24 protein-coding genes are annotated in these 23,396 nt (G+C 70.0%); 13 read left to right on the forward strand and 11 right to left on the reverse strand.

Translation table 11 applies throughout. The annotated features are described in order from the left end of the window. Window positions 1-362: 362 nt before the first annotated feature. The 3 genes from V5E28_RS49685 to V5E28_RS30940 all read left to right on the forward strand — a co-directional run bounded on the left by V5E28_RS49685 (window position 363) and on the right by V5E28_RS30940 (window position 1,511). On the forward strand, window positions 363-500 hold the full coding sequence (locus V5E28_RS49685) for a DUF4244 domain-containing protein (RefSeq protein WP_442945891.1): 138 nt from the start codon (window positions 363-365) through the stop codon (window positions 498-500). After that, window positions 497-874 (forward strand): TadE family type IV pilus minor pilin, encoded by a 378-nt coding sequence (locus tag V5E28_RS30935; protein ID WP_336212139.1) that lies wholly within the window; start codon window positions 497-499, stop codon window positions 872-874. The genes V5E28_RS49685 and V5E28_RS30935 overlap by 4 nt, the downstream gene beginning before the upstream one ends. A gap of 283 nt (window positions 875-1,157) precedes the next feature. Next, window positions 1,158-1,511: an Rv3654c family TadE-like protein gene (locus V5E28_RS30940; protein ID WP_336212141.1), complete on the forward strand. Its 354-nt coding sequence runs from the start codon at window positions 1,158-1,160 to the stop codon at window positions 1,509-1,511. 16 nt (window positions 1,512-1,527) lie between these two features. On the opposite strand, the gene V5E28_RS30945 is transcribed toward V5E28_RS30940, so the two are convergent. The 3 genes from V5E28_RS30945 to V5E28_RS30955 form a co-directional block, all read right to left on the reverse strand. After that, window positions 1,528-2,166 carry a class I SAM-dependent methyltransferase gene (locus tag V5E28_RS30945; protein WP_336212143.1) on the reverse strand — a complete coding sequence of 213 codons (639 nt, stop codon included), beginning with the start codon at window positions 2,164-2,166 and terminating at the stop codon, window positions 1,528-1,530. A 57-nt stretch (window positions 2,167-2,223) separates the two neighbouring features. Further along, complete coding sequence (locus V5E28_RS30950; protein ID WP_336212144.1) at window positions 2,224-2,862, reverse strand: maleylpyruvate isomerase N-terminal domain-containing protein; 639 nt, start codon at window positions 2,860-2,862, stop codon at window positions 2,224-2,226. 366 nt (window positions 2,863-3,228) lie between these two features. Beyond that, window positions 3,229-5,661, reverse strand: coding sequence for a DEAD/DEAH box helicase (locus V5E28_RS30955; RefSeq protein ID WP_442945894.1), 2,433 nt, complete (start codon window positions 5,659-5,661; stop codon window positions 3,229-3,231). 220 nt (window positions 5,662-5,881) lie between these two features. Between V5E28_RS30955 and V5E28_RS30960 the strand changes: the two genes are divergently transcribed. The 4 genes from V5E28_RS30960 (at window position 5,882) to V5E28_RS30975 (ending at window position 10,155) form a co-directional block, all read left to right on the forward strand. Continuing rightward, complete coding sequence (locus V5E28_RS30960; RefSeq protein WP_101786510.1) at window positions 5,882-6,232, forward strand: STAS domain-containing protein; 351 nt, start codon at window positions 5,882-5,884, stop codon at window positions 6,230-6,232. A 1-nt stretch (window position 6,233) separates the two neighbouring features. Then, window positions 6,234-6,662 (forward strand): ATP-binding protein, encoded by a 429-nt coding sequence (locus V5E28_RS30965; protein ID WP_336212148.1) that lies wholly within the window; start codon window positions 6,234-6,236, stop codon window positions 6,660-6,662. A gap of 525 nt (window positions 6,663-7,187) precedes the next feature. Beyond that, window positions 7,188-9,473: a sodium-translocating pyrophosphatase gene (locus V5E28_RS30970; RefSeq protein ID WP_336212150.1), complete on the forward strand. Its 2,286-nt coding sequence runs from the start codon at window positions 7,188-7,190 to the stop codon at window positions 9,471-9,473. A 205-nt stretch (window positions 9,474-9,678) separates the two neighbouring features. Beyond that, complete coding sequence (locus tag V5E28_RS30975) at window positions 9,679-10,155, forward strand: SixA phosphatase family protein (protein ID WP_442945892.1); 477 nt, start codon at window positions 9,679-9,681, stop codon at window positions 10,153-10,155. Between the two features lie 2 nt (window positions 10,156-10,157). Here V5E28_RS30975 and serB read toward each other — a convergent pair whose 3' ends face one another. From serB to V5E28_RS30990, 3 genes are all read right to left on the reverse strand, one after another. Beyond that, a complete protein-coding gene (gene serB, locus V5E28_RS30980) occupies window positions 10,158-11,375 on the reverse strand; it encodes a phosphoserine phosphatase SerB (RefSeq protein WP_336212153.1) in 1,218 nt (405 codons plus the stop codon). 74 nt (window positions 11,376-11,449) lie between these two features. Then, window positions 11,450-12,460, reverse strand: coding sequence for an S-adenosylmethionine:tRNA ribosyltransferase-isomerase (locus V5E28_RS30985; protein WP_336212155.1), 1,011 nt, complete (start codon window positions 12,458-12,460; stop codon window positions 11,450-11,452). After that, the gene (locus V5E28_RS30990) at window positions 12,457-13,113 is read right to left on the reverse strand and encodes an SDR family NAD(P)-dependent oxidoreductase (protein ID WP_336212156.1); all 657 of its coding nucleotides are present in this window, start codon (window positions 13,111-13,113) and stop codon (window positions 12,457-12,459) included. The genes V5E28_RS30985 and V5E28_RS30990 overlap by 4 nt, the downstream gene beginning before the upstream one ends. 94 nt (window positions 13,114-13,207) lie before the next feature. Here V5E28_RS30990 and V5E28_RS30995 point away from each other — a divergent pair, with 94 nt between their 5' ends. Next, a complete protein-coding gene (locus V5E28_RS30995) occupies window positions 13,208-14,323 on the forward strand; it encodes a GAF domain-containing sensor histidine kinase (RefSeq protein ID WP_336212157.1) in 1,116 nt (371 codons plus the stop codon). After that, window positions 14,320-14,943 (forward strand): response regulator transcription factor, encoded by a 624-nt coding sequence (locus V5E28_RS31000; RefSeq protein ID WP_336212158.1) that lies wholly within the window; start codon window positions 14,320-14,322, stop codon window positions 14,941-14,943. The genes V5E28_RS30995 and V5E28_RS31000 overlap by 4 nt, the downstream gene beginning before the upstream one ends. A gap of 5 nt (window positions 14,944-14,948) precedes the next feature. Here V5E28_RS31000 and V5E28_RS31005 read toward each other — a convergent pair whose 3' ends face one another. Next, a complete protein-coding gene (locus tag V5E28_RS31005; protein WP_336212160.1) occupies window positions 14,949-15,665 on the reverse strand; it encodes a hypothetical protein in 717 nt (238 codons plus the stop codon). Window positions 15,666-15,735: 70 nt separating this feature from the next. Between V5E28_RS31005 and V5E28_RS31010 the strand changes: the two genes are divergently transcribed. From V5E28_RS31010 to V5E28_RS31025, 4 genes are all read left to right on the forward strand, one after another. Further along, complete coding sequence (locus V5E28_RS31010; RefSeq protein ID WP_336212162.1) at window positions 15,736-16,524, forward strand: ABC transporter ATP-binding protein; 789 nt, start codon at window positions 15,736-15,738, stop codon at window positions 16,522-16,524. Between the two features lie 79 nt (window positions 16,525-16,603). Beyond that, window positions 16,604-17,542 carry an SPFH domain-containing protein gene (locus V5E28_RS31015; RefSeq protein ID WP_336212164.1) on the forward strand — a complete coding sequence of 313 codons (939 nt, stop codon included), beginning with the start codon at window positions 16,604-16,606 and terminating at the stop codon, window positions 17,540-17,542. A gap of 133 nt (window positions 17,543-17,675) precedes the next feature. After that, complete coding sequence (locus V5E28_RS31020; protein ID WP_336212165.1) at window positions 17,676-18,431, forward strand: sulfite exporter TauE/SafE family protein; 756 nt, start codon at window positions 17,676-17,678, stop codon at window positions 18,429-18,431. A 45-nt stretch (window positions 18,432-18,476) separates the two neighbouring features. Further along, the gene (locus tag V5E28_RS31025) at window positions 18,477-18,680 is read left to right on the forward strand and encodes a hypothetical protein (protein ID WP_336212166.1); all 204 of its coding nucleotides are present in this window, start codon (window positions 18,477-18,479) and stop codon (window positions 18,678-18,680) included. Window positions 18,681-18,718: 38 nt separating this feature from the next. Here the strand turns inward: V5E28_RS31025 and V5E28_RS31030 are convergent, their stop codons facing one another. From V5E28_RS31030 to V5E28_RS31045, 4 genes are read right to left on the reverse strand one after another with little or no spacing between them, the layout of a single operon-like run. Continuing rightward, window positions 18,719-19,549, reverse strand: a complete 831-nt coding sequence (locus V5E28_RS31030) for an NAD(P)H-binding protein (RefSeq protein ID WP_336212168.1) — start codon at window positions 19,547-19,549, stop codon at window positions 18,719-18,721. Window positions 19,550-19,577: 28 nt separating this feature from the next. Beyond that, window positions 19,578-20,489 (reverse strand): Rieske (2Fe-2S) protein, encoded by a 912-nt coding sequence (locus tag V5E28_RS31035; RefSeq protein WP_336212169.1) that lies wholly within the window; start codon window positions 20,487-20,489, stop codon window positions 19,578-19,580. 30 nt (window positions 20,490-20,519) lie between these two features. After that, window positions 20,520-21,131 carry an HD domain-containing protein gene (locus V5E28_RS31040; protein ID WP_336212171.1) on the reverse strand — a complete coding sequence of 204 codons (612 nt, stop codon included), beginning with the start codon at window positions 21,129-21,131 and terminating at the stop codon, window positions 20,520-20,522. A 1-nt stretch (window position 21,132) separates the two neighbouring features. Continuing rightward, complete coding sequence (locus V5E28_RS31045) at window positions 21,133-23,322, reverse strand: molybdopterin-dependent oxidoreductase (RefSeq protein WP_336212173.1); 2,190 nt, start codon at window positions 23,320-23,322, stop codon at window positions 21,133-21,135. Window positions 23,323-23,396: the final 74 nt, after the last annotated feature.

Genomic DNA, 23,396 nt, shown 5'->3' on the forward strand with positions numbered 1-23,396 from the left:
AGACCACCAACATCGCGCCGGTAAGGCCGTCGCAGTCATGGGCGCCAACCATCCCGTCACAGCTTTCCGCAGTTGTCCACAACCGCCGCCCCCCGCCACCCCGTCATCCCCAGAACGACGCTCGGCCCGGCCGTCTGATGCACGCCTCGGCGACGCTGGGATTCCCACGCCGGGCATGGCCCCATAGCCCGGCACCTTGAGCACCGGGAGGCACGATGCGTCATTCCGTCACAACCCCAGATCAAGCCAACGTCACCGCGGATGCCCCGCCGTCCTCTGAGGCGAGCGGTCTGGGCGCCCGCTGCCGGCGGTGGCTGTCCGACAGGCGAGCCCGTTGCACGGCCCATGACCGGGACCGCGGCATGTCCACAGCGGAATACGCGGTGGGCACGATCGCGGCCTGCGCGTTCGCCGCACTGCTCTTCAAGGTCGTCAGCAGTCCCGAAGTCCACGAAATGCTGTCGTCACTCATAGACCGCGCGCTCAAGACCAGCGGATGACCTCTCCACCGACAGCCTCCAAGACAGAGCCGCAGTCAGCGTCCCGAGGCTCCGTAACTGCGGAAACCGCTGCGATGCTGCCCGCGCTCATGGTCGTCTTGGCAGCGGCACTGTGGGCCATTCAAGCCGTAGCGGTCCAGCTTGAGTGCGTCGACGCGGCACGGGCCGCAGCACGAGCAGCAGCCAGAGGCGAACCCCTTGACCAAGTGCGTGCCCTCGTCCGTTCAGCCACCCGCCCGGAAGCCCAGATTGAGATGAGCCGAGATCCTGAAGAGACACGAATAGAAGTCTCGGTGGAAGTACGACCACCGTGGGGCCCAGCGCTTCCGGCCGTCCGAGTCACCGCCTCCGCTACCGCTGCGACCGAGCCCTGACTCGACCTCCATTCAAGTGCGGGACCTGCTCCTGTCCCGGTGACCCAACGCCCCACCCAAGAGCAGGCCTCGCACATCATCCGAGAATCCGCCACCTCGACCGGGAGCCGACCGGCGCGTCGCCCGAGAGCAGGCCGTCACCTCATGTGGCGGACGCCAACCACGCGGTCGCGAATCGCAAGTCGCCAATGACGATGACGCCAATGACGATGACGCGAGTCGATGGGTCGTCGCGAATCAGAAAGGTTGCAAATCACAAGGTCACCCCTGCGGAGAGTGAGAGATGACTGCCGGACGTAACGACAGAGGCTCGGCCACGCTGTGGTCGGTGGCGCTCATGGGCGCGTTGATGGCCGTGGCCACTGCCCTCGCCATGGTGGGCTCCGTACGCGTCGCGCGTCACCGCTTGAACGATGCCGCCGATCTGAGCGCGCTGGCGGCGGCCAGGCTGGCCGTGGTCGACCCTGGATCCGCCTGCGCCCACGCGGCGACACTGGCCGTGAAGAACGACGTCGAGCTGTTGAATTGCGTGATCACCGGCGAAGTCGCAGACGTCTGGACTTCGCTTGAGATCACACTCCCTGGCCTGGGGACACACACTCTGACAGGTAGAGCGAGAGCGGGTCCGGCCCGGTGAAAGTGGCGAAGAACGATCAGAGCCGTCCGGCGGCGATCAGCAGGAAGAGAGGCACCCGGCGGGGACGTTCGTATTCACCGACGTCGCCGGCGAATCGTTCCTCATTCGGCTCGCATTCGCGCAAGGAGCTCAGTGCGAAGCCCGCGGTCTTCAACGCGTCGACATAGTCCTCGATGGTCCGATGAAACCAGGTGGCTGTTCCGCCCATCCATTCTCGCTGCCGAGCTCCTCTGACGAAGTAATCGTCGACGACCCAACTCGTACGTGTCCCCTGCGTCCCCGAGTCGTACGAACTGAGCATGGGATGAACGACTGTGAAGACCAGCCGCCCACCGGGCGAAAGACATCTGTGACAGGCCGCCAGCACCGGGGCGACATCTTCGACGTAATGCAGGGCGAGCCGGGAAACGATCAGATCGAACGAGCTGGGCGAAGCAGAGAAGTCCTCCATGTCGACTTGCACGGCACGACCGGTCGTGCCGTGCAAGGTCGCCGTAGCTGCCTGGACCATCGACGCCGACCCGTCCATGCCCAGATAGCTCCGGCATCCTGCGTCAAGCAGCTTCCGCCCGGTGGCCGCGTCCCCACAACCCAGATCCAAGATGCGAAGCCCGTCGACGATCCCCAATTCTGCGAATAACGCAGGTTCTTCCATCACCTGATTCGGACTGCCGACGCCTCTGCTGCGCTCGCCGAGTCGTTCAGCAGGCGGTCACGCGCTCTTCGTGCCGTACCAGCGCCACTCGGCGATTCGTGGGCGATCGGGGAGAGTGGTGCGTCCAGTTGCCCACAGCAGAATCTCCCAGGCGTCACGATCAATGGCGACATGGGGAAAGAGCCTCTTCAGCACCCGTTCGCACAACTCTCTCGGCGGCGACCACTCCAGATTTAAACCCTGAGCGATGTCATGGGTGTGCACGAGGGTCTCAACAACGGCCATTGCGGCAAAGCCCTCCGGATCCGAGGGCCCGAAGACGTGGTAAGCAACGGTGGTCGAGGGAGCAGTGCTCAGGACGGACGCGAGCAGGCCACCACACGCCTCCATGATCGTCAGGAGGCCCTCTGGGCCCGATGCCCGCTCAACAAAGATGACATTCGCCGGTCCGTCGCTTCGGTCACTGCTCGTCCGGAACGGCAACCCTGCCGACATCGGCGGCTTCGTGAGCCCGAACCTCGCGGCGTAGCTGAACAGGTCATCGGCCAGGTGCTCGAGCGTCTCCCAACACGTCCACTCGAGCGTGCCGGCCTTGGCCTCCCATGCCTGGGAATCCGCATGTCTCAGAGCGTCGATGGCCAAAGTGACGACCCGACGCACGTCCTCTCCGTCGACTGTGGTGTCTGAGCTGCGCATGCGGAGGATCGTAACAAAATTGCCAACGTGGGCCTGGTGCGCCCGGCTCGTGGCCGAGAGAGCCGAGAGCCGAGAGCCGAGAGCCCGAGAGCCCGGGAGCCGGGGAGCCGGGGGCTGAGAGCTGCGGGCTGAGAACTGAGAGCCGAGGGACGGGGCCGGGCGCTGAGGGCTGAGGGCTGAGAACCAAGAGCCAAGAGGCGGGGTCGGGGGGCTGGAACTGAGGGCCGAGGAACGGGACCGGGGGCAGAGCTGAGGGCCGGGGGCTGGGAGCCGAGGGCCGAGGGCCCGGAGCCGGCAGTCGAAGGCTGGGGAGCTGGGGAGTCGGGGAGTCGGGCTATGCCGATCCCTCCGTGCCGGTGATGCGGGTCAGTGGTCGAGGAGGGTGGCGAGAAGGCGGAGGGCGCCACGCTTGTCCAGGGGCTCGTTGCCGTTGCCGCACTTCGGCGACTGGATGCAGGACGGGCAGCCGCGCTCGCATTCGCAGGAGGCGATGGCCTGGCGGGTGGCCGTGAGCCAGTCGGTGGCGCGGGCGAAGCCGCGTTCGGCGAAGCCGGCGCCGCCTTCGTGGCCGTCGTAGACGAACACGGTGAGCAGGCCGGTGTCAGCGTGGAGTTCGGTGGAGACTCCGCCGATGTCCCAGCGGTCGCAGGTGGCGAACAGGGGGAGGAGCCCGATGGCGGCGTGTTCGGCGGCGTGCGCGGCGCCGCCGAGGTCGAAGCCCTCCTCGGCCAGGGTGGCCACCTCGGAGGCGGGCAGGGTCCACCAGACGGCGCGGGTGCGCAGGGTGCGTGGCGGCAGGTCCAGGGGTTCGTCGCCGAGCGATTCGCCGGACTGGAGGCGCCGTTTCAGGTAGGAGACCACCTGCCTGGTCACCTCGACCTCGCCGAAGTGAAGGGTGCCGGGGCCCAGGGCGTGGGATCGGAGGGTGGCCAGGACGGAGATGTCGGTGATGTCGCGGGCGAAGGTGGAGTAGTCCGGCTCGGCGCTGGACACCAGGGCGACGCCGGCTTCCAGGTCGAGCAGCTCCACCAGGAACGTCTCGCCCTGGTGCAGATAGACGGCGCCCGTATGGACCATGGTGTGCGCGGACGGCTCGTCGACGCTGCCCAGGAGGCGGCCGGTCGAGGACTCCACGACCTGGATCGGCGCGCCGCCGCCGCCCCGGATGTCGGCCAGGTCGGTGGCGCGCTCGCGCTTGGTCCAGAACCATCCGGCGGGGCGACGGCGCAGCAGGCCGTCGGCGACGAGGGTGTCGAGGACGGCGGCCGCGGTGCTGCCGAAGATGGGCAGGTCGTCCTCGGTCAGGGGGATCTCCGCGGCAGCGGCGCACAGGTGGGGGCCGAGCACGTACGGGTTGTCGGGGTCGAGCACGATCGCCTCGACGGGCTGGCCGAACAGCGCCTGCGGGTGATGGACGAGGTAGGTGTCCAGGGGGTCGTCCCGGGCGATGAGCACGGCCAGCGCGTCCTGCCCGTCGCGTCCGGCCCGGCCCGCCTGCTGCCAGAGGGAGGCGCGGGTGCCGGGCCAGCCCGCGATCAGTACGGCGTCCAGGCCGGACACGTCCACGCCCAGCTCCAGGGCGTTGGTGGTGGCCAGGCCCATGAGCGTGCCCGACCGCAGGGCCTTCTCCAGCAGCCGGCGGTCCTCGGCCAGGTAGCCCGCCCGGTAGGCGGCGACCTTTTCCGGCAGGTCGGCGGCTTCCGGAAGCGCCGACGACATGCCGTCGGCGGGCGTCCCTCCCTCGGCGGAGGCGTGCCTCTCGGCGAAGGTCCCCCTCTCGGCGGAGGTGTCCGCTTCGGGGAAGGTGCTCGCCGTTGCGGCGCCCGTACCGGATGTACGTGCCGCGTACCCCGTACCGGGCTGGTTGGACAGGGAGAAGGCGACGTCGGCGAGTTTGGCGCGGGCGGTGAGCGCGACCGTTTCCGCGCCCCGGCGGGAGCGGACGAAGGCGAGCGTGCGGACGTCGGCCAGCACCAGGTCCGCCAGGAGGTCCGCCGCCTCCGCGGTGGCCGTGCGGCGCACGGGCGCTCCGCCTTCGCCCCGCAACTCCGTCAGGGGCGGCTCCCACAGCGCGACGGTGGTCGAGCCCTTCGGTGAGGCGTCCGTCGTCACCTCGGCCATCTCGAGCCCCGTCAGCCGTTTGGCGAACGTCCCCGGCTCGCTGGCGGTGGCCGAGGCGAGCAGGAACGTGGGCTGCGCGCCGTAGCGGGCGCAGACGCGGCGCAGGCGGCGCAGGATGTGGGCGACGTGGGAGCCGAACACGCCGCGGTAGCCGTGGCACTCGTCCACGACCACCAGGCGTAGCCGCCGGAAGAACGCCGACCACTGCGCGTGCCGGGGGAGGATGCCGCGGTGCAGCATGTCGGGGTTGGTCAGGACGTAGTTGGCGTGCTTGCGGACCCAGGTGCGCTCCTCGAACGGAGTGTCACCGTCGAAGCTGGCGGCCCGCACCTGGGTGATGCGCAGGTCGCGGATGCCGCGCAGCTGGTCGGCGGCCAGGGCCTTGGTGGGCGTCAGGTAGAGAACGGTGCCGCCGTCGAGACAGGAGGCGACCGCCGGAGTGAGGTACGCGAGCGACTTCCCGGACGCCGTGCCAGTGGAAATGATCACGTTTCGGCCACGATAGGCCAGGTCGGCGGCTTCGAACTGGTGCGGCCACAGCCCTGTGACGCCGCGGTTCGCCGAGCGCGTAACCAGGAGTTCTGGCGTCCATTTCGGCCATCTGGCTTGACCCGCCTGACGTGCTGGAACATGCTCCACATGGGTGACACGCTCATGACGTGCGGGAACTCCGAGCAGGTGTTGGAGGAGTGGACCCGTTCGGTGTGGGGAGGAAGCGGAGGAAGTCACTGTTTCCAGTCTTGCATCCGTGGGCAAAGTCGCCGGGAATCGTGATTTCGTATAGACACAAGCCAGACGCGTGGTTGAATGCCGCGCGTCAGGGTCCGACAGTCGGGAGCCCCGCTCCAGACTGCCAGGCCCGCAAGGGTACTTTCGCAGGCGAGGCGCTGGAGGATCTGTGGATCTGAAGTTGGATCACCGCACCGAAGACGGACTCACCATCGTGGAGGTCGAAGGTGAGATCGATGTCTACACGGCGCCGAGATTGCGTGAGCTCCTCATCGACCTGGTGAACAAGGGTAACTTCCACCTGCTCGTCAACATGGAGAAGGTGGACTTCCTGGACTCGACGGGCCTTGGGGTCCTGGTCGGTGGGCTCAAGCGGGTTCGTGCGCACGACGGCTCCCTGGAGCTGGTGTGCACCCAGGAGCGCATCCTCAAGATCTTCCGGATCACCGGGCTGACCAAGGTCTTCGGGATCTACGCTTCGGTCGACGAGGCCAAGGAAGCTCACGGCAAAGACAAGTAGTATGGCTACCGTCGAGCTGACGTTCAGCGCTCTTCCCGCCCATGTGCGGACCGCCCGGTTGGTGGCCACGGCGATAGCCCGTCGCACCGGCGTGGAGGAGTCCCTGCTGGACGAGGTCAGGCTCGCCGTGGGTGAGGCGTGCTCCCGGGCGGTAGAGGCGCATCGCGTCCACTGTCCGGGCGAGCCCATCCGCATCGAGCTCAAGGACGACTCTGGGCGGTTCGAAGTCACGGTCAGTGACCAGGCGCCCAGTGATGAGATCAAGCAGGAGCAACCCCTTGATCTGGGCATGCTCTCCGACTCGTTCATGTCCGGTTTCGGCATTGCCGTCATCGCGGGCCTGGCCGACGACGTGGAGGTCTTTCCCAGCCCCAAGGGCATGCGCATTCGCATGAGCTGGCCTGCTGCGACCAACGGCCACCCGGGCTGATTCTCGTAGGTTCTCTGACAGCCGCAGAGAGCGCGCCGCCGTACGGGAGCGTTCCAGAGGCCGTTAAGGACACCTCCGGCGTCTCGGCGCCGCACAGGGGCGTTCGCGGTGGTCGTACGGTCGGTCCGGTGGCGGTCGCCGCCCTCGGACGTGCCCGTGTGTCGTGAGACCGGGACTTCGAAGATCTTTCGAAGCCCCGGTCTTCTCATGTCCGGAGGCGACGCGCCGACGATTTCGGACAGGACTTTTCTTCACACAGTCATGACCGTAAACGCCGGGAAATATCGCCTGTCAGATCCCAAATCGCCCCACTGTCAGGGGCTTACTAGACAGGCGCACAATTACCCGCCCTTAGAGCCTTCATATCTGCGTACCCCCTGCGTAGACTCCCGGCACCGGCCAAGGTGATCTGGCGAAACCGCGGATTCAACCGGAAGCGGCACCCATAACCCGGATGGTGCCGCACCGCCCGCCGACAATCGCAGCGCCACCCGGGCAGGACGACCGGTCTTGCCGAGGAGAACGATGTCTAGGCACTTGCTGGCACTGGAGCCAGCGTCCAATCTGGCCCTGAGTGCAAACAATCTCACCATCGTGATCGTGGTCGCCGCGGTCGCACTGATCGCGCTAGCCGTCGCCGGCGGCCTGGTGCGCGAGGTGCTGTCCGCCGATCCGGGCACGGAGCGCATGCAGAACATCGCCCGTGCCGTACAGGAGGGGGCGGCCGCGTATCTGACGCGGCAGTTCCGCACGTTGGCGATCTTCGTCGTCGTCATCCCCTTCCTGCTGCTTCTACTACCGGGCGAAACCGACGTACGCGTCGGGCGCTCGATCTTCTTCGTGGTCGGTGCGGTGTTCTCCGCCCTGACCGGGTTCATAGGCATGTGGCTGGCCGTGCGCGGCAACGTCCGCGTCGCCGCCGCCGCCCGTGAGGCCGGCGAGAAGCGCGCCATGCGCATCGCCTTCCGCACCGGTGGCGTGGCCGGCATGTTCACCGTCGGCCTGGGCCTGCTGGGCGCGGCGGTGGTCGTCTTCATCTACCAGGGAGACGCGCCGGGTGTGCTCGAAGGCTTCGGCTTCGGAGCGGCCCTGCTGGCGATGTTCATGCGAGTCGGCGGCGGCATCTTCACCAAGGCCGCCGACGTCGGCGCCGACCTGGTCGGCAAGGTCGAGCAGGGCATCCCCGAGGACGACCCGCGCAACGCGGCGACCATCGCCGACAACGTGGGCGACAACGTCGGGGACTGCGCCGGCATGGCCGCCGACCTGTTCGAGTCGTACGCCGTCATGCTGGTCGCCAGCCTGATCCTGGGCAAGGTGGCCTTCGGCGAGCAGGGGCTGATCTTCCCGCTCATCGTCCCGATGATCGGTGTGCTCACCGCGATCATCGGCATCTTCGTCACCCGCATGCGCGACGGCGACCGCAACGGCATGGCCGCCATCAACCGCAGCTTCTTCATCTCGGCCGCGATCTCCGCGGTCCTGGTGGCAGTGGCGGCGTTCTGGTACCTGCCCGACAGCTTCAGCGGCCTGTCCGGCGCGTCCGTGCAGTCTGACGCCGACCCGCGCATCATCGCGATCGGCGCGGTCCTCATCGGTCTGGTCCTGGCCAGCGCCATCCAGCTGCTGACCGGCTACTTCACCGAGACCACCAGGCGCCCGGTGCGCGAGATCGGTGAGAGCTCCCGGACCGGCGCCGCGACCGTCATCCTGGCCGGCATCAGCGTCGGCCTTGAGTCGGCCGTCTATTCGGCGCTGATCATCGGCGGCGCCGTCTACGGCGCGTTCCTGCTCGGATTCGGCAACGTGACGGTCGCGCTGTTCGCGGTCGCCCTGGCCGGCACCGGTCTGCTGACGACCGTCGGCGTCATCGTCTCGATGGACACCTTCGGACCCGTCTCCGACAACGCGCAGGGCATCGCCGAGATGTCGGGCGACGTCGAGGGCGAGGGCGCTCGCGTCCTCACCAGCCTCGACGCGGTCGGCAACACGACCAAGGCCATCACCAAGGGCATCGCGATCGCCACCGCGGTGCTCGCGGCGACGGCGCTGTTCGGCGCCTTCAGGACCGCGGTGGAGAGCGAGCTCGCGCAGGGGACGGTCTTCAGCCTCAGCGTGGACGCGCCCAACGTGCTGGTCGGCCTGATCATCGGCGCGTCGGTGGTGTTCCTCTTCTCCGGCCTCGCCATCTCGGCGGTCGGACGGGCCGCGATGCGGGTGGTTTTCGAGGTACGCGACCAGTTCCGTAGCAACCCCGGCATCATGGACGGCACCGTCAAGCCGGACTACGGCCGCGTGGTCGACATCTGCACCAAGGACTCGCTCCGAGAGCTGGCCACACCCGGTCTGCTGGCGGTCATGACGCCGATCGCGGTCGGGTTCGCGCTCGGCTACGCGCCGCTGGGCGCGTTCCTGGCGGGCGCCATCGCGTGCGGCACCCTGATGGCCGTCTTCCTGTCCAACTCCGGTGGAGCCTGGGACAACGCCAAGAAGCTGGTCGAGGACGGCCACCACGGCGGCAAGGGCTCGGAGGCCCACGCTGCCACGGTCATCGGCGACACGGTCGGCGACCCCTTCAAGGACACCGCGGGCCCGGCCATCAACCCGCTGATCAAGGTGATGAACCTGGTCGCGCTCCTGGTGGCTCCCTCGGTGGTCCTGTACGCGAGCAACCCGGCGGTGCGCATCGGCATCACGGTGGTCGCGGTCGGAGTGGTCGTCGGCGCGATCATCATCTCCAAGCGCCGCTCGGCCACGCCCGAGCCGATCAACAACGACAACGACCGGGAGACGGAGCCAGTGGCCTCCTGACCCGCTCCGCGACGCCCGCTCCACGCACGACGGGAGCGGGCGTCGTGGCGTCCCGGGGGTGTTCGCCGGGCGGGCGGTGGCGGTGGGAAACTGGGCGGATGGAAGACAAGCCGCCCTCCGGTGGAAAGACGCTGGCCATCATCCTGCTCGCGATGCTGGCCGTCCTGGCGGTGCTCGTCGGGCTCGCGATCTGGGCGTCGAGAGGATGACCGAGGTGCGCACACTGATCGTGCTCCGGCACGCCAAGGCCGCCCAGCAGCCCGGCGTGCCCGACCGCGACCGCAAGCTGACCGACCGCGGCGAGCGGGACGCCAAGCGGGCCGGCGAGGAGATCATCGGCCTGGGGCTGGATCCCGACCTGGTGCTGTGCTCACCGGCGCAGCGCACCAAACGGACCGCCCAGCTCGCCCTGCCCGGCGTCGAGATCGACTACGAGCGTCTCATCTATCAGGGCTTCGGCGAGGAGCTCCTGGAGCTGGTGCGGCAGGCCGAGCCGGAGCGGCGGACCATTGTGCTGTGCGGTCACAATCCGGGCGTGCTGGAGCTGGCCCAGATGCTGGCCGGGGGCGACTACGGCTTCCCGCCGGGTGCGTTCGCGGTGATCCGGACGGAGTCCGACTGGGCGGATCTCTGGCCGGGAGGCGGCAGCCTGGTCACCCTCTGGAATCCCAAGGAGCACTGACCTCAGCGGATCGTCATGGCGTCCTCGGCGTCGGCGGCCTCCACCTCGTCCCGGGAGATGCCCAGCAGGTAGAGGATCGAGTCGAGGTAAGGGGTGTTGACGGCGGTGTCGGCGGCCTGCCTGACGACGGGCTTGGCGTTGAACGCGATGCCGAGACCGGCGGCGGCGATCATGTCGAGGTCGTTGGCGCCGTCGCCGATCGCCACGGTCTGGCTGATCGGCAGCCCGGCCTCGTGCGCGAACCTCTCCAGTGCCCTGGCCTTGCCCGGCCTGTCGACGATCTCGCCCACCACCCGGCCGGTCAGCCTGCCGTCGACGACCTCCAGCACGTTCGCGGCGGAGTAGTCGATGCCCAGGTCGTCGACCAGGGCGTCGGTGATCTGGGTGAAGCCGCCGCTGACGATCGCGAAGCGGAAGTCGAGCCGCTTGAGCGTGCGCACCAGCGTGCGGGCGCCGGGAGTGAGCACCACCTCCTTGCGCACCTCCTCGAAGACCTCGGCGGGCAGCCCTTCGAGGAGGGCGACGCGGCGGCGGAGCGATTCGGCGAAGTCGAGCTCGCCGCGCATGGCCTCCTCGGTGACCCGGGCGACCTCCGCGAGGCAGCCCGCGTGGGCCGCCAGCAGCTCGATGACCTCGCCCTGGATGAGGGTGGAGTCGACGTCCATCACGATGAGCCGCTTGGCCCGCCGCGACAGGCCGGTCCGCTGCACCGCCACGTCGACCTTCTGCTCGGCGGCCTCGGCGGCCAGCTCGATTCGGAGCTGGTCGGGGTTGGCGCCCGAGACCGACAGCTCGATGCAGGTGACCGGCCACTGGGCGAGGCGTTCGATGCGGTCGATGTTGGCGCCGGCGGCGGCGATCCGCCCGGCGATGCCGGCGATGGCCGCCGGCTGGAGGGTGGCGCCGAGGACGCTCACCGACAGGCGGCCCCGCCGGCGGTGCTCCTTGGCCTGGGAACCGGTGGAGAGCTCCACCTCCATGCCGAGGTCTTCGGCGACCCGCTCGACGGCGGTCCACATGGCGCCGAGCGTGGTGCCGGTGCCGGTGGAAGGCCCGCCGGCGTAGGCGACGAGGACGCCGAGGGTGAGCCTGCCGCGGATGACGACCTGCTCGATGTCGGCCACCGTCACGGGGAAGCCGGACAGGACGGAGAACAGACGGGAGGTGACGCCCGGTCGATCAGGGCCGGTAAGAGTGATCAGGAGGGTGCGCTGGTCCACATTCAGCCACGGTACTGCGCCCACTCGGATGCTCGCGTAGCAGGTTCGGGATTCGGACAGGGGATCGAGGGGAGTTATTCGTCCATGATCAGGTGCGTGTCGCCGAATTCGTGCCACAGATAGCCCTCCCGAACGGCCGCCTCGTAGGCCAGGCGGAGCGTCCGGTGCCCGGCGATCGCGCTCAGCATGCGCAGATGGCTGGAGCGCGGCTCGTGCAGCCCGGTGATCAGCCCGGTGACCGCCCGCACGCCGGACTCGGGGGTGATGATCCGGGAGGTCCAGCCCGCCGACGCCGCCACCTGGCCGTCCGCGGTGACGGCCGTCTCCAGCGCCCGCACCACGGTCGTGCCCGCGGCCACCACTCTGGCGCCGCTCCGCCTGGCCAGGTTGACCTGGCGGGCCGTGGCCTCGGGCACCTCGTACCGCTCCGCGTAGGGCGGCTCGTCCTTCTCCGGCGAGGCCACCCCCGTGTGCAGCGTGATCGGCGCGATCCCGATGCCGGCGGCCACCAGAGCCGTCACCAGCTCCGCGGAGAACGGCCGCCCCGCGCTGGGCATCTCGGCGCTCCCCGGCACGGTGGCGAACACGGTCTGGTAGGTGTCGATCGGCCAGTCCCGGTCCACGTAGGAGTAGCGGATCGGCACCCCGTGCTCGCGCAGGTACGCCTCCACGTCCCGGTCCAGCCTGGCCCGCCACAGCCGCGGCGTCTCCCGCCCGAGCAGCCGCAGCGTCGCCCGTCCCGGCATCGGCAGCCACTCGCCCGGCTCGCCGCCGCCGTACGGATCGCTCGCGGCAGGCGTACGGCGGCGCAGTTCGACCAGCCACGTGCCGTCCTCCCGCGCGGTGGAGAAGTGCACCGCGAGCCGGTCCAGCCGGACGGCGGCGGGCAGCGTCGCCGAGTTGTTGACCACGACCAGGTCTCCGGCGGTGAGCAGGCGGGGCAGGTCGGTGAAGTGGTGATGGGCCGGTTCCCGCTCGCCCCTGGACACCAGCATGCGGACCCCGTCCCGGGCCAGACCTCTGGCCTCGGGCGGCTCGTGCGCCGACAGCGCGGGCGGCAGCGCGAAGTCGAGTGCCGCGGTCATTGCAGGCTCACCCGGCCGCTGGCGGGCCTGGAGCGCACCAGGTCGTGCAGCGCGGCGGCGACCTTGGCCGGGTCGGTGGCCTCGGCGGCCTCCTGCTCGCCGATCGCGTCGGCCAGCATGCGGGTGTTCATCTCGCCGGGGTCGACCCACCAGACGGCGAGCTCGGGCTCCTCGGCCGACAGCACGTTCGACAGCTGCTCGAGCGCGGCCTTGGTGGCGCCGTACGCTCCCCAGCCCTCGTAGGCACCGGTCGCGGCGTCGGAGGTGATGTTCACGACGGCGCCGCGGCGGGCGCGCAGCGCGGGCAGCGTGGCCTGCACGAGCGCCAGAGGCGCGGTCACGTTGGTCTCCAGCAGGTCTCTGAAGACCTCCAGCGGGTAGCCGGCCAGCGGCGGCAGCGGGGTCACGCCGAGCCCGCTCGCGTTGTTGACCAGCAGGTCCAGTTCGGGGACGGCGCGCGAGAGCCGCGCCAGGTGTCCGGGGTCGGTCACGTCGCCGGGGATCGCCGTGGCGTCCAGCCCGGCCGTGGCCCGCTCCAGGTCGTCCGCCCCGCGGGCGGTGAGCACGAGGTCCCAGCCTGCCTCCGCGAGCGACCTGGCCAGAGCGAGGCCGAGTCCGCGGGAGGCGCCGGTGATGAGTGCGGTTCTCGTCATACCCGTGACGGTAGAAACGCGCCGCCGCGGGCGCATCGGGCGGAAGGTCCGGCCGGGCCTGGGCACATCGTCCTAGGACCATAGAGTGGGTGCCGTGACGGCCGAACGCGACGAGATCCTGCAGGCGGTGAGCTCCGCCGTCCTCGCGGTCACCCGGCACCTTTCTGTGCGCGAGGTGCTGCAGGTCATCGTCCGCTCGGCTCAGCGGCTGCTGGACGCCCGCTACGCCGCGCTGGGCGTGCCCGACGACGACGGCTCGTTCGCCGAGTTCGTCGCCGAGGGGATCACCGACAAGCAGTGGGACGCGATCGGCCCGCTGCCACGCCAGCATGGCATGCTCGGCGCGATGCTCTGCGAGGCGGCCCCGATCAGGCTGGCCGACCTGCGCGAGGACCCGAGGTTCGAGTGGTGGCCGAAGGCGCACCCGGTGATGAAGGACTTCCTCGGCGTCCCGATCCTCGACGGCGGCCAGGTGCTCGGCATCATCTTCCTGGCCAACAAGCGCACGCCCGGCGGCTTCACCGAGGCGGACCAGGACCTGCTGACGCTCTTCGCCGCGCACGCCGCCATCGCGCTGGCCAACGCCAGGCTGTACGAGCGAGGCCGCGAGCTGGCCATGCTCGAAGAGCGCAACCGGGTGGCCCGGGAGCTGCACGACGCCGTCACCCAGAAGCTCTTCTCGCTCCGGCTGACCGCGCAGGCCGCCGCGACCATGCTCGAAAGCGCCCCGGACAGGGCGGCCGTCGAGCTGGAGCGGGTGCAGCGCCTCGCCGGTGAGGCGCTGACCGAGCTGCGCGCGGTGATCGTCGAGCTGCGGCCCGCCGAGCTGGACCGGCACGGCCTGGCCGAGACCCTGCGCAAGCATGTGCGCATGCTCGACCGCCTGCACTCCTCGGTCTTCACCTTCGAGGCCGGCGAGCTGCCGGCGATGGACTCGGCTGTCGAGGTGGCGGTGCTGAGAGTGGCCCAGGAGTCGCTGCACAACGCGCTGCGGCACTCCGGCGCGGGCCGGGTGTCGGTGCGGCTGGCGTACGAGGGTGGCAAGCTGTCGCTGTCCGTCCAGGACGACGGCACGGGCTTCGAGCAGGGCGGATCGCGTGGACTTGGGCTGGTGTCGATGAAGGACAGGGCGGAGTCCGTGGGCGGGGTCATGACCGTGACCTCGGCGCTGAGCCAGGGGACGACGGTGCGCGTGGAGGTGGGCGTGTGATCCGGGTGCTGATCGCCGACGACCATCCGGTGGTGCGCCACGGTCTGCGCACCTTCCTCGACCTGCAGGACGACATCACGGTCGTGGGCGAGGCGGGCGACGGCGCACAGGCCGTCGAGCTGGTCGAGCGACTCGCGCCCGACGTGCTGCTGCTCGACCTCAAGATGCCGGTGCTCGACGGCCTCGGCGCGCTCGGCCGGCTGGCCGGCTCGGCCACCCGCGTGGTCGTGCTCACCTCGGTGAGCGACCGGTCGGACGTGGGGCCGGCGATGCGGGCCGGCGCGTCCGGCTTCCTGTACAAGGACGTGGATCCGTCCGCGCTGGTGCAGGCCGTACGGGCCGTCCACGGGGGGCAGGTGCTGCTCGCCCCTGAGGCGGCGGAGGCGATGATGGCGGGCGACGGCAACGGCGCGGGCGGGCAGGTACCCATGCCGCTGACCGATCGTGAGCGTGAGGTGCTCGCGCTGATCGCGGCGGGCCGCTCCAACCGGGAGATCGCCAGGGCTCTGGCCGTCGCCGAGAAGACGGTCAAGACGCACGTGTCCAACGTGCTGATGAAGCTGGGAGTGCAGGACCGGACCCAGGCCGCCCTCTACGCCGTCCGGCACGGCCTGGGCTGATCGGCCTACTGGTTTCTGAGCGGCTCGAAGATCGCGTGGTGGGCCGCCACGACGGCCCGCCGCACGGCGCGGTCAAGATCGCGCAGGACGGCGCCGCGGGTGGCGATCTGCCCCGAGGTGAGCCCTCGCTCGTCGGCCAGCCGCAGCACCGCGCCCAGCCGGGTGGCCAGGGCGGAGACCCGGTGGGCCCGGGCGGGATAGCCGGGCGCGAGCTCCCCGCCGTGCGCGAGGTCGTCCGGGCGGTTTCGCGGTGGGCCGTCCACGGACGTCAGCGCGTCCGTCGCCGACCGCATCGCCTCCGACAGGTCCCGCTCCGCCTCGGCCACCGAAGGCAGGTCCTGCCGTACGGGGCCCGTCTCGTGCACGTCCAGCCGTACGCCGACGTACGACGAGCCCCGCAGATCCAGCGAGGGGACCAGCCCGAGGCATCTGTCGGGCAGCACGGCGATGGCGGCCTGCTCGGCGTCGACCGCGGCGGAGTTGAACTCCGGAGGCCCGGAGAGCCCCAGCGGGTCACCGGGCGCCGGGAGCGCGAGCCGGAACTCGCGTAGCCGGTCGACGCGCAGGTTGGCGAGGTATTTACGCAACGGCACCTGGCCCACGATGGTGGGTCCGGCAACGGCTTCGACGTGGTCAGCCGCCTCGTCGAGACCGACGTGACCGGCTAGCCAGGCGTTGCCCCAGGCGACGAGCGCAGGACAGACAGGCGATTCAGGGCGCACCGATCCACGATATGCGCTCGCCCTGCAATAGGTTTGTCCCGAGGGTTACTCCTAAAGGAGGGATCGGGGAATGGGTGGTCAGGTGCTGCGGTTCCAGGATGTCGCCTTCAGGCGCGATGGGGCGACCCTGCTTCGTGGCATCGACTGGACGGTCAACGAGGACGAGCGCTGGGTCGTCCTCGGCCCCAACGGAGCGGGCAAGACGACGTTGCTGCAGTTGGCGGCCACGATGCTGTTCGCGAGTGACGGGATCGTCGAGGTGCTCGGGGAGCAGGTGGGGCAGGCCGACGTGTTCGACCTGCGGCCGCGCATCGGGCTGGCCAGCTCCGCGCTGGCCGAGCGCATCCCGGCGGACGAGAAGGTCATCGACCTGGTGCTGACCGCCTCCTACGCGCTGCTGGGCCGGTGGACGGAGGAGTACGACTCCAACGACGTGACCCGTGCGGTCGAGTTGATCGACATGATGGGCGCCGCGCATCTGATCCGGCGGCGGTTCGGCTCGCTGTCGGAGGGCGAGCGCAAGCGGGTGCAGATCGCCAGGGCGCTCATGCCCGATCCCGAGGTGCTGCTGCTCGACGAGCCCGCGGCAGGGCTCGACGTGGGCGGGCGCGAGGATCTGGTGCGCCGGCTGTCGGTGCTGGCCAACGACTACCGCTCGCCGGCGCTGGTCCTGGTGACGCACCACGTGGAGGAGGTGCCGAGCGGGTTCAGCCACGCCCTGCTGTTGCGGCACGGCTCTGTCGTCGCTCAGGGGCCGATCGAGCACGTGATGACGGCTGACAGCCTTTCGCAGACGTTCGGGGTGCCGCTCACACTGGACCGCAGTGCCGAAGGCCGTTGGTACGCCAGACCGTACTAGATCGCCTGATAACAGCCACTCCACGCCCAAACCAAATATCATTCACCGAAGCCGGATCATTCCACTTCGGAGCGTCGCCATGACCGTGGAACAGCTCATCGTCGCCATCGTCGTGGTCGCGGCGGTCGGCTTCGGCGTGGCGCGGACTGTCCGCATCATCCCGCAGGCCACGGCCGCCATCGTCGAGCGGCTCGGCCGCTATCACCGCACCCTCGCTCCCGGGCTCAACCTGGTGGTCCCGTTCATCGACCGGATCAAGGACATGATCGACCTGCGCGAGCAGGTCGTCTCCTTTCCGCCGCAGCCCGTGATCACCTCGGACAACCTGGTCGTGTCCATCGACACCGTCATCTACTTCCAGGTCACCAACCCCAAGGCCGCCACCTACGAGATCGCCAACTTCCTCATCGGCGTCGAGCAGCTCACCGTCACGACGCTGCGCAACGTCGTCGGCGGCATGGACCTGGAGCGTACGCTCACCTCCCGCGAGGAGATCAACACCGAGCTGCGGGGCTCTCTGGACGAGGCCACCGGCAAATGGGGCATCCGCGTCAACCGGGTGGAGCTCAAGGCCATCGACCCGCCCGCCTCCCTCCAGGACTCGATGGAGAAGCAGATGCGCGCCGACCGGGACAAGCGAGCCGCCGTCCTCACCGCCGAAGGCCAGCGCCAGGCGGCGATCCTGGCGGCCGAGGGTGAGCAGCGGGCGGCGGTCTTACGTGCCCGGGGCGACGCCGAAGCCGCCGTCCTCCGCGCGCAGGCCGGGGCCGAGGCCGAGGCCATGCGGGCCAAGGGGCAGGCGGACGCGATCGGCATGGTCTTCAAGGCCATCCACGAGGGCAACCCCGACCAGCACCTGCTCGCCTACCAGTATCTCCAGATACTGCCGGAGATCGCCAAGGGCGACGCCAACAAGATCTGGATCATCCCCTCGGAGATGGGCAAGGTCCTGGAGGGCCTCGGCGGCCTCTTCACCCCCCAGAAGCCCCAGAGCCCTCAGGACCCACCGGCTTCCTGACCTCCAGCACCGCCTCTGACGCCTTCCCCCTCCCGGGCCAGGCCGGCAGGAGGAAGGCGACACCCCTGCATGGGCACTGGACACGCCACCTCTAGGCTCGGCTAGCACCATCAGGGGACGCGAAGGGGGCAGGGTGACGGTCTGGGAGGCGCTGGCCGTGTGGGCGGCGGGGGTGGCGGCCGGGGCGATCAACGCGGTCGTCGGGTCGGGGTCGCTGATCACCTTCCCGACCTTGGTGGCCGTCGGCGTCGACCCCGTCGTGGCGAACGTCTCCAACAACATCGGCCTGGTGCCCGGCTCGTTCGCGGGCGCCTACGGTTACCGCGCCGAGCTGCGGGGGCAGCGTGACCGGCTGGTGCGGCTGGGGATGGGCTCGGCGCTGGGGGCGCTGATCGGCGGGATCCTCCTGCTCTACCTCGACCCGGACGTCTTCCAGGTGGTCGTGCCGGTGCTCATCGGCCTGGCGTGCGTGCTGGTCCTGGTCCAGCCCAAGCTGAACGCCTGGCTGTCGGCCCGGCGGGAGCACGCCCACCCGCACGGTGGTGCGGCCTTGTGGCTGGGGGTGTTCGGGGCGGGGGTCTACGGCGGGTATTTCGGCGCCGCCCAGGGCGTGCTGCTCATCGGCCTGATCGGCGCCTTCCTGGACGACGGGCTGCAGCGGGTGAACGCGGCCAAGAACGTCCTGTCCCTGATCGTCAACGCGACCGCGGCCGCCCTTTTCCTGGTGATCGCCGAGGTCGACTGGTGGGCGGTGCTCGCGGTGGCGCTGGGGGCGACGCTGGGCGGCTTCCTGGGCGCCAAGATCGGCCGTCGCATTCCTGCCCCGGTGCTGCGGGGCGTCATCGTCTGCGTCGGAATCGTGGCGATTATCAAACTGGTGTACGGATAAATTCCAGGCTTTGTGGGTATAAATCCGTACATGAAGGGTGATCGGGTGGAGATCGTCATCGATGCGGGCGGCACCCCGCGCACCTACGAAGTCGTCGCCACCCGCGCGGGCCGCCGGGTCGAGGTGGCCACGCGACGGGGGCTGGTCGAAGTGAGCGAGGTCACTCGCAGCGGCACGGCCATCCGCACCGCGCGGTTCATGTCGAGCCGCATCCTCGCCCTGGTGGAGCATCCGGCCGACGAGAAATGACGTCTCGCCCCCCGGGGGCCGCTCCCAAGCGGGGGGCGTCAGCGGAAGTCGGTCTCGTGGTCCTCCGCCCACTGGCGGAAGGTCAGCGCCGGCCTGCCGAGCAGCTTCTCCACCGTGTCGGTGACCTCCTCGGGCGTGTCCACGAAGGTCGACCACGCCGCCAGCGCCCCGTCCACGAACGTGGCGTCCCCCCAGGCCGCCAGCAACCGCTCGCGCGCCTCCTGCGGTGGCTGGTCCTCCCAGCGCACCTCGCGTCCGATCACCTCGCCGATGACGGCCACCTGCTCAGCCTGCGTGAGCCGCTCCGGCCCGCTCAGCGCGTACGCCGCCCCGCCGTGCCCGGCCGAGGTCAGCACGTGCACGGCCACGGCCGCGATGTCCCGCTCGTGGATCAACGCCCTGGAGGCCCTGCCGTACGGCCACCGTACGACGCCCTCCCGGATCTGGTCGGCCCAGCCCAGGGTGTTGGCCGCGAAGCCGCCCGGCCGCAGGAACGTCCAGTTCAGCCCGGAGTGGCGGATCGACCGTTCGAGCTCCTGGTGAAAGGTCACCGGCTCGTCGGTGTCGGAGACGTGGGCCGACAGGTAGACGATCCGCCGGGCGTGGGCGGCGATCAGATCGATCACCGGCTGCGCGGTCTTCGCCGCGAAGCCCGGCCAGACCAGGAACACGATCTCCACGTCGTCCAGGGCCGGCGCGAGCGTCTCGGGCGCGGTGAGGTCACCCCGGACCACCTCCACGCCCTCCGGCAGCCTGGCCCGGGCGGGGTCGCGTACCAGGGCGCGGACGCGCAGGCCCGCCTCGGCGAGCCGGGTGACCACATGCCTGCCGACGTTGCCGGTCGCGCCGGTTACGAGAATTCTGCTCATGGGGCGACCGTAGGACCTCAACCAAAGTTCAGGTCAAGCCCGGCCGCACCTGGATCGTGCCGTCGCGCCGGATCCGGGTCTCGAAGGTGGGTGCGGGAGCGGTGGCGGGCCCGTGCTTCACCGAGCCGTCCTCCAGCCTGAACGTGCTGCCGTGCCACGGGCACACCACGCACGCCTCGCCGTTGTCCATGACGAGCCTGCCCTGGTGGAGCGGCCCCGCCAGATGCGGGCACCGGTCGACCAGCACGGTCACGCCCTCGTTGTGACGCAGCACGAACAGCTGGAGATAGCCCAGCCGCCGCGAGACCGGCCTGCCCTCCGGCAGGTCCTTGTACAGGCACAGGTCGTGCCAGCCGAGCGGCACCAGGTGGGAGACCTGCGGGGCGTGGTTGGCCCCGGCGGCCAGCCGGTAGGCCAGGTGACCGCCCAGATAACCGCCCAGGCCGCCGAGGCCGAGCCCGGCGTAGGAGAGCATCCGGCCGGCGCGCTCGCGCCCCTGCACCCGGGCCAGCAGCGAAGCCGAGAACACGCCGAGCGCGGCCACGTTCGCCAGCATGTGGACGAAGCCCACGCGTTGCTGCTCGCGGTGCAGCGACGACCAGTCGGTCAGCCCCGCGGCGGCGGTGGGGAGAGACGTCGCGATCCCGGTGGCCAGCAGCAGCCTGGCGGCCCGGGGATCGGCTTTGACAAGGTCGAGCAGGGCGGTGGACATCCAGCAGCCGAGGGTGACCGCGGCCAGCGGCGGGTGCAGGGGTTTGCCGGTCGGCACGCCGTGCAGCACGTCCCGCAGCAGGCCGGGGCGGATGCGCGCGCGTACGGCCTTGGCCAGCCCCATGATCGGCCTGTCCATGGACTTGGACCTTTCGAGCCGGTCGGTCAGCTCGACCGGCCCCACGAAACGCCGCAACTGCCGACGTCTCGCCCGTACTGTCTCTTTCACGACAAGTCCCCTACCCCAGCGATACGTGGGTCACTCGGACAGGTGTCCCCTCGCCACGGAGAGCTCGACCAGTTCGCGGGCGTAGGCGCCCAGCGACGGCGAGCCGTCCTCGATGATCTGTACCTTCTCCTTGACCTGCGCCGCCGTGACCTTGAACAACGGCCACGTGCCGCCCTCGGTGTGGTGGTTGGCCAGGATCGGCGCGAACCGGTCGATCGCCTTGGCGAACCTCGCCTCCTGTGTCTCGCGGGCCTCGAACTCGTCCCACAGCTCCCGCAGCCGCACGGCCTGGTCCGCGGGGAGTAACGCGAAGATCCGGTCGGCGGCGGCCCGCTCGGCCGCCGCCTGCGCGGCCACCGCGACCGCGTCGTAGATGAAGGTGTCGCCGGCGTCGATCTCGACCAGATCGTGCACGAGCAGCATGGCGGTCACGTGCTGGATGTCGGTCCCGGGCGGCGCGTGCTCGCCCAGGACCATGGCTAGCGTGGCCGCGTACCAGGAGTGCTCTGCGTCGTTCTCCCGGCGCGAGCCGTCCATCAGCAGGTTGCGGCGGATGATCCGCTTCAACTTGTCGATCTCTACGGCGAAGGCGAGCTGGGCGGACAGGCGGTCCTCTTCTGGCGCGATAGTCACGCGCGACACCCTAATGTGCGGTGATCATACCGGTTGGCAAAATACTCACCGGAACTCCGTTGAACACGGCGTTACCAGACGGAACGTCGATGGCCGTCTCGTCGGTGAGCGCGTTGGCGCTGACCCCCGCGTGCTCGGCCGCCACCGTCTGGGAGCTGCCCGCGTGCCCCCAGCCGTGCGGCAGGCTTACCACGCCCGGCATGATCGTGTCGGTCGGCTCCAGCGGCACCGTGACCTGCCCCTTGGCCGAGCGGACGACGGCCTCGCCGCCCAGCCCGAGCCTGGCCACGTCGGCCGGGTTGATCTGCAGCGTGCAGGTGTTGCTGCCGCCGACCAGGGGGCCCACGTTGTGCATCCAGCTGTTGTTGGAGCGCAGGTGGCGCCGCCCGATCAGGACGATCTCCGGCGGCTCCTCCTCCAGCTTGCCGCGCAACCGTTCCACGTCCTCGATGAGCTGCGGGGGCGCCAGCTCGATCATCCCGGAGGCGGTCCTCAGCACCTCCGGCAGCCGCGGCTCCAGCGGCCCGAGGTCGATGCCGTGCGGGTTGTCGAGCAGCTTGCGCAGCGACAGGTCGCCCTTGCCGGCCCACTCGCCGTAGGGGCCGAGCTTGAGCATGAGGTCGAGCCGCAGCTCGGCACCCGTGCGGCCGTCGAGCAGGGCGCGCAGCTCGGCCACCTCGCGCCCCTCGACGCCGGAGCCGGGCGTGTCCACGGCCTTGGCGAGCACCTGGCCGATCACGAACTCGTCCAGATCGCCCTCCAGCCCGGAGGCGATCATGGTCAGCCTGGCGAGGATCTGCGCCTCGGACTGCTGCCCGTCCAGCGGCAGCAGCGGCGGCGAGTAGCGCGTGTAGTTGCGCACCGCGAACCCGAGCAGCGCGAAGTCGTAGTGACCCGACTGCAGCACCCGCGGCGGAGGCAGGATGACGTTGGCGTGCTTGGTGGTCTCGTTCAGGTACGGGTCCACGCTGACCATGAAGTCGAGCTGCCCGAACGCCTCGTCCAGCCGGTCGCCGTGCGGCGCCGACAGCACCGGGTTGCCCGCCACCGTCACCAGGAACCTGATCTGCCCGTCGCCCGGCGTCTCGATCTCGTCCGCGAGCGTGGCCACGGGCAGCTCGCCGTTCGCCTCCGGCAGCCCTCGCACCCGGCTCTTCCACCGCCCCACCGTGTACGGCCTGCGCCGGCCGGCGGACTCGGTGGCGGGCTTGGGGAACATGGCCCCGCCGGGCCTGTCGAGGTTGCCGGTGAGCACGTTCAGCACGTCGACCAGCCACTGCGCCAGCGTGCCGAACTCGGCCGTGCAGGTGCCGATCCTGGCGTACACGGCCGCGGTCCTGGCGGTCGCGAGCTCGCGCGCCAGCCGTACGATCACCTCGGCGGGCACGCCCGTGCGGCGGGCCACCACGTCAGGCGGGAAGTGCTTGGCCGCCTCGCGTACCTCGGCCAGCCCGTTGACCTCCTGGGAGACTCGTGTCAGATCCTCCGCGAACAGCGTGTGCACGATGCCGAACAGCAGATAGGCATCCGCGCCCGGCCTGACGAACACGTGCTCGTCGGCCATGGCCGCGGTCCTGGTGCGGCGCGGGTCCACCACGACCAGCCTGCCGCCTCGCCCGCGCAGCGCCTTGAGCCTGCCGGGGAAGTCGGGGGCGGTGCAGAGCGAGCCGTTGGACTCCAGCGGGTTGGCGCCCAGCATCAGCAGGTAATCCGTGCGGTCCAGGTCGGGCACCGGGATGGTGAGCGGGTGGCCGAACATCAGCCCGCTGGCCACGTGCTTGGGCATCTGGTCGGCGGTGCTGGCGGAGAAGATGTTGCGGGTGCCCAGCGCCTTGATCAGCGGTGCGCCGTACAGCGCTCCCGCCATCGTGTGCGCGCTCGGGTTGCCCAGATAGACGGCGGTCGCCTGCCGGCCGTGCCGCTCCACGACCTGGTCGAGCCCCTGCTTGACGGCGGTGAACGCCTCGTCCCAGCCGACCTCGCGCCACAGCGCACCCTCCCTGACCAGCGGCTTGCGGAGGCGGTCGGGGTCCTCGTCGAGCTTGCCCAGGCTCGCGCCCTTGGGGCAGATGAAGCCCTTGCTGAACGGGTCGTCCTTGTCCCCGCGCACACTCGTCACGTGCCCGCCGCCGTCGAGGGTCAGCGTCAGCCCGCAGACTGCTTCGCACAGGGGGCAGGTCCTGTGGACGGTCGAGGTCATCACCACTCCTGGGTTCGCTAGATGAACTCATCTTGAACCGTACGGCGCGCATGGGGAAGCCCCGGAGCCCCCGC

Origin of the sequence: Nonomuraea sp. LPB2021202275-12-8 (genome assembly GCF_037044575.1) — a bacterium.
Classification (GTDB): Bacteria; Actinomycetota; Actinomycetes; order Streptosporangiales; family Streptosporangiaceae; genus Nonomuraea.